The sequence below is a fragment of the Kitasatospora sp. NPDC059577 genome, from assembly GCF_042735475.1.
In the GTDB taxonomy this organism is placed as follows: domain Bacteria; phylum Actinomycetota; class Actinomycetes; order Streptomycetales; family Streptomycetaceae; genus Kitasatospora.
In genome coordinates, this window is the sequence record NZ_JBHWBZ010000124.1 from 1 (window position 1) to 5,403 (window position 5,403).

At 74.6% G+C, this 5,403-nt stretch carries 7 protein-coding genes; 4 read left to right on the forward strand and 3 right to left on the reverse strand.

The annotated features are described in order from the left end of the window. Positions 1–57: 57 nt before the first annotated feature. Positions 58–1,041, reverse strand: coding sequence for a hypothetical protein (locus ACFV0O_RS41105; RefSeq protein ID WP_380350086.1), 984 nt, complete (start codon positions 1,039–1,041; stop codon positions 58–60). Between the two features lie 265 nt (positions 1,042–1,306). Between ACFV0O_RS41105 and ACFV0O_RS41110 the strand changes: the two genes are divergently transcribed. Both ACFV0O_RS41110 and ACFV0O_RS41115 read left to right on the forward strand, forming a co-directional pair. Continuing rightward, a complete protein-coding gene (locus ACFV0O_RS41110; RefSeq protein WP_380350089.1) occupies positions 1,307–2,500 on the forward strand; it encodes an alpha/beta hydrolase in 1,194 nt (397 codons plus the stop codon). Between the two features lie 47 nt (positions 2,501–2,547). Then, positions 2,548–3,651, forward strand: coding sequence for an RICIN domain-containing protein (locus tag ACFV0O_RS41115; protein WP_380350092.1), 1,104 nt, complete (start codon positions 2,548–2,550; stop codon positions 3,649–3,651). Positions 3,652–3,682: 31 nt separating this feature from the next. Here ACFV0O_RS41115 and ACFV0O_RS41120 read toward each other — a convergent pair whose 3' ends face one another. Then, complete coding sequence (locus ACFV0O_RS41120; RefSeq protein WP_380350094.1) at positions 3,683–4,093, reverse strand: hypothetical protein; 411 nt, start codon at positions 4,091–4,093, stop codon at positions 3,683–3,685. 13 nt (positions 4,094–4,106) lie between these two features. Beyond that, positions 4,107–4,628: a peptidylprolyl isomerase gene (locus ACFV0O_RS41125; protein ID WP_380350097.1), complete on the reverse strand. Its 522-nt coding sequence runs from the start codon at positions 4,626–4,628 to the stop codon at positions 4,107–4,109. 155 nt (positions 4,629–4,783) lie between these two features. Between ACFV0O_RS41125 and ACFV0O_RS41130 the strand changes: the two genes are divergently transcribed. Together ACFV0O_RS41130 and ACFV0O_RS41135 are read left to right on the forward strand one after the other, a co-directional pair. Next, positions 4,784–4,984, forward strand: coding sequence for a hypothetical protein (locus ACFV0O_RS41130; protein ID WP_380350099.1), 201 nt, complete (start codon positions 4,784–4,786; stop codon positions 4,982–4,984). 3 nt (positions 4,985–4,987) lie between these two features. Next, positions 4,988–5,353, forward strand: coding sequence for a hypothetical protein (locus ACFV0O_RS41135; RefSeq protein WP_380350102.1), 366 nt, complete (start codon positions 4,988–4,990; stop codon positions 5,351–5,353). Positions 5,354–5,403: the final 50 nt, after the last annotated feature.

Below are 5,403 nucleotides of genomic sequence, written 5' to 3' on the forward strand. Positions count from 1 at the left end.
GAACTGCCCCGCGGCCCCGCCGCCGCTGCCGTCTCCGCGTCCGTCTCCGCATCCGTCTCACAGCCAGCCCCGGCGGGCGGCCTGGACGCCGGCCTGGAAGCGGGTGGTGGCGCCCAGGTGGGCGAGGAGGACGGAGACGCGGCGCACCACGGTGCGCCGGCCCAGGCCGAGGCGGCGGGCGATGGCGTCGTCGGTGGCGCCGCCGGCCATCAGGGTGAGGATGCGCCGGTCGCGTTCGTCGATGCGCAGGTCGACGCCGGCCACGCTGGCCGGCACCGCCAGGCGCCACAGGGTCTCGAAGACCGCGGTCATGGCCTGCAGCAGGCTGGAGGGGCGGATCAGCAGGGAGACCACGCCGGGGCGGTCGTCGGCGGGCAGGGTGACGATGGCGAGGTCGTCGTCGCCGATGGCGAGCTTGAGCGGCGGCTCGTCCAGGGTGCGGGCCTGTTCCCCGGCCTCGACCATGCGCGCCATGTTGGGCCCGGCGACCGGGTCCTCGAACGCGCAGCCCTGGTAGATCGCGCGGTAGACGACGCCCGCGGCCATCCGGCGGCGCTGGAGCACCTCCTGGTCGGCGTAGTGGGCGTGGCTGCCGGAGTACGGCGGCACGTCGATGACCCGGATCTGGTGCCGGGCCGCCAGTTGCAGCCGGCGGCTGGCGGCGAGCACCTGGGCGGGGTCCTCGACCACCTCCAGCGCGCCGTAGCTTCCGGCGTCGCGCCGGGCGAAGCGGTAGAGGCGTTCGAGTTCGGCGCCGGCCCGGCGGGCGGTGGCCTGGCGCAGCGCGTCGCGCTGCAGGACCGTCTCGACCACCCGGCCTGGCGGCAGCGCCTCCCAGGAGTGGTCGCGGTCGTCGGCGGTGCCGGCGCCGTCGAAGGCGACGGCGACGCCCTCGTCCGCGAGGTCGCGCAGCACGGCGAGCACGGTGTCCTCGTCCAGGCCCGCGCCGTGCGCGAGGTCGGCCACCCGGGCTCTGGGCCGTCCGACCAGGCAGCGGTAGACGCGGCCGCGTTCGGAGTCGGGATCCAAGACGTCGTGCACGACACCCCCCGGTCATCGTGTCCCCCTGCCGCCCGGTGGTCCCGGGTGGCCGGGGGAGCCTACCCGGGTGGGTGGCCCACATGCGCCAGTGGCCCAGGTGCGCCGCCGGGTGCTCTGGCGCGGGACGGTCCGTGTGACGAGAGTTGTCGATGTTCAGACAGGAGTGGTGCGACGGACCGTCAGGACGGCCCGTCGGCACGACCGTCTGCGCACCCCGCGAGGACCGCCCGCCACCACCGACCGTCGAAGGCCGAGGACGACCCCCATGACCCCAGCCCGGCACCTGCCCGCCCGGCTGCGGCGCGCCCGCACGGCCGTCGCCGCCCTGGCCGCCTGCCTGCTCCCGTTCGCCGCGACACCCGCGGCCTCCGCCGCCCCGTCGGCAGCCGCCCCCGCGACGGCCGTTCCCGCGACGGCCGCGTCAGGTCCGGCCGCGTCAGGTCCGGCCGCCGCGACGGCCGTTCCCGCCGACGCCGGCGGGCCGCCGCCGCTCACGGACGGCTTCGGGCTCACCCAGGTCGGCACCGCGACCGGCAGCGCCACCAACTTCGTCGTCACCGTCACCACCCCGCAGGTCGCCGGGCCGCACACCATCCGGATCCTGCTGCCCGCCGACTACGCGCAGCACCCGGACAAGCGCTACCCCGTGCTGTACTTCCTGCACGGCGCCTCCGACAACCCGAGCGACCCCGCGCTGGCCTACCCCGCGCTCACCGCCGCCCAGTCGATGATCACGGTCATCCCGGACGGCGGCCTGCGCGGCTGGTACACCGACTGGCTCGACCAGGGCACGCCCGCCGGTGCGCAGAACTGGGAGACCTTCCACCTCACCCAGGTCCTCCCGTTCGTCGACGCCAACCTGCGCACCCGCACCGACCGCGCCCACCGGGCCGTCGGCGGCCTGTCCATGGGCGGCTTCGGCGCCCTGCACTACGCCCAGGACCGCCCCGACCTGTTCGGCCAGGTCCTCACCATGTCCGGCGCCAACGACCTGTCCACCGACGAGATGATCCTGCGCGGCGCCGTCGTCGCCATGCTGACCAACGCCGGCACCGTCCTGTGCGGCCCCAGCGACGGCCGCCCCTGCGGCTTCGACTACGGGCCCACCGTCTCCAGCGACGCGATCTTCGGCACCCCGTACCCGGTGTTCAACGCCGACTGGCGCTGGAACGCCGCCGACCCGGCCTCCCGGCTGGCCCTGCTCGACCGCACCGGCATCGCCGTCTACACCGGCAACGGCAACGGCAACCCCGCCGACATGGAGTTCTGGGCCGAGGGCACCGCCAAGCGCGTCAAGGACCGCCTGGACGCCCTCAAGCTGCCCTACCACTACGTCGACTACGGCGACGGCACCGGCTGGGGCGCCGACTGCCACGGCGGCCACACCGCGGGCTGCTGGGCGCAGGACCTCGTGGACTACGTCCCGCGCCTGGAAGCGGCCTTCGCCGCCGCGCCCTGACGTCCCTCTCCTCTCCCTTCCTGCCTCCCGCTGAAAGGACACCCCCCTTGCCCACCACCACGACCCCCGGCCGCACGGCGCCCTGGCTGCGCCTGCTCGCGGCCTTCCTGGTGACCTGCTGCGCCGCCCTGGGCCTGGCCGCCGCGCCCGCCCACGCCGCCGCCCCGGCACCGGCACCCGCCGCGGCCGCCGCCTGCGCGACCCCGCAGCAGTGCCTGACCATCACGTCGCTCGGCAACGGACGCCGGCTCGACGTCCAGAACGGCAACACCGGCGACGGCGTCTACGTCGTCACCAACTCCGCGCCCGGCTACCACCAGTCCTGGCGGCTGAACGTCGACACCTCCGACTACACCTTCACCATCGTCAACAACGACACCGGCAAGTGCATCGACCTGGCCTCCTGGTTCGTCCCGGTCCTGCGCCAGCAGACCTGCGCCGGACAGGCCAGCCAGCGCTGGTTCATGCAGCCCGCACCCAGCGGCGGCGACGCGTTCTTCATCCGCCACGCCGGCGACAGCACCTGCCTGGACCTGCTGAACGGCGCCCAGTACGACGACGCCTGGACCGACCAGTACGCCTGCAACGGCACCGCCAACCAGCAGTGGGCCACCGGCTTCCCGCAGGCCGCCCGCAGCCTGGCCGTCGACCACGCCGCCAAGCAGTGCCAGAAGGACGCCTCCACCTGCTCCTGGGCCGTCCAGAGCGAGGCCCCGGCCGCGCCGCTGCCCCGGGTGTGCTCCTCCGCGGTGTGGTTCAACAACACCAGCGGCACCGTCCAGCAGTCCTTCGCGGTCACCGACACCAGCGGCTGGTCGAGCAGCATCGGCAGCACGCTGAGCTCCACCATCTCCGGCGGCACCCCGGGCGTGTTCACCGCGGCCGTCACGACCGCCCTCACCTTCACCAACGTCTGGAACGGCTCGCGCAGCGTCAACAACGCCGTCGCCGTCACCGTCCCGCCGCAGCAGTACGGCTGGGTGACGCTCGCCGAGGTCGCCCGCAAGGTGACCGGCTCCTGGACCTTCGACGCCCACGGCATCCCGTGGACGGCCGACGACACCATCACCGTCCCGGTCACCTCGGACCCCAACGCCGGGCCGACCCTCTACGTCGCCAACACCAGCCCGACGTTCACCACCTGCGCCTGACGTACCGTCAATTGTTCGGCCGCCGCCCGCGCTACGGGCGGCGGCCGTCCGCGTCCCGACCGGGGTCGCCGTACGCCCGGACCAGGGCCTCGCGCGCGGCCAGGCGTCCGGCCACCCGGAAGGAGTGCTCGCGCGAGTCCACCTCGTGCACGACGGTCAGGTGCACCACCACCGCCAGCGCCACCGCCCGACCCGGCGCCCGCTCGGCCAGTTCCTCGCGCACCCCCTCGGCCAGCGCCGCGTGGAACAGCGCCAGGTACTTCGGATCGGAGTCGCCGTGCACCACGGCCCCCGGGGCCGCCTCCAGGTGCACGCCCTCCTCCCAGGGCTCGAAGTCCACCTCGACGACCGCCACGTCGCAGGGACAGCCGGCCTGGCGGACGTAACGGGCCCGCACGCCGCGGATCGGACGGGGCGGGAAGCTCTCCGGTTCGACGCTCATCGGGATCGACCGGTCAGGACCAGGTGATCTCGACGGACTCGACCACCACGTCCTGCACCGGGCGGTCGCCCTCGGTCGGGGCGGTGGCGATCGCGTCCACCACGGCCTTGGAGGCCGCGTCGGCGACCTGGCCGAAGATGGTGTGCTTGCGGTTGAGGTGGCCGGGGGTGCCCACCGTGATGAAGAACTGCGAACCGTTGGTGCCCGGGCCGGAGTTGGCCATGGCCAGCAGGTACGGCTTGGTGAAGAACAGCTCCGGGTGGAACTCGTCCGCGAAGGCGTAGCCCGGGCCACCGGTGCCGGTGCCCGTCGGGTCGCCGCCCTGGATCATGAAGCCCGCGATCACCCGGTGGAACGGCGTGCCGTCGTAGTACGGGCCGCTGCCCGGCTCGCCCGTGCGCGGGTCGGTGTACTCGCGGGTGCCCTCGGCGAGTTCGACGAAGTTGCGGACCGTCTTCGGGGTGTGGAACGGGAACAGCTCCAGGCGGATCGGGCCCGCCGTGGTGTGCAGGGTGGCGAAGCGGGCAGTGGCCACGGGTGGCTCCTCGGGTGCGACGGACGCGTGGGGCGGATCGGGAAGACCGGCTACGGCATCCTGGCACAGCCCCGGGGTTCACGGCCGAACCGGGTGGAAGGATCCCCACGTCGGACCTACCGAGGGCGCACGCAGGACGTGCGCGGGAAAGGCGGGTGGTCGTGGTGATCGGTGCGGCGCTGATCGGGTTGCTGGTGCTGGTGATCTTCGGGTGCGTGTGCGTGGTGTGGGCCGACCGCGGCGGCCCGGCCTGGACGCGCGCGGTCGCGGCCCTGACCGTCCGCGCGGGGGAAGTGGTGCGCAGCGCGCAGCGCAACCGGCGCCGCAGGGGCTCGAACGGCGGCGGCGGTGACTGAGGCGTGACGGAACGGGAGTCCCGGGAGGCCCGGGAGGCCCGGGAGGCCCGGGAGGCCCGGGAGGAGCGGGAGGAGCGGGAGGCCCGGGAGGCCCGGGAGGAGCGGGAGGAGCGGGAGGAGCGGGAGCGGCTGCGGGCCGTCTTCGAGGCGGTGCTGGCCGGTGCCCTGGCCGGGCGCGGGGTGCCGACCTGCCTGGGTCTGGACGGCGACACCGACGAGGCGCTGTGGGCGGTCGAATCGGCCTGTCCCGACGTGCCGCCGGCCCTGGTCGAGGCGGCCCGGCGGGCCTTCGCCGGGCAGTTGGACGGCACCAACGCGGCCCGGCAGCGCGAGCGGATCGCCCGCAGGTTCGCCCGCCCCGCCGGCTGACGCGCGGCGGCGAAGGCTGACGCACAGCGGCCCCGGCCGCCGCCCGTGGT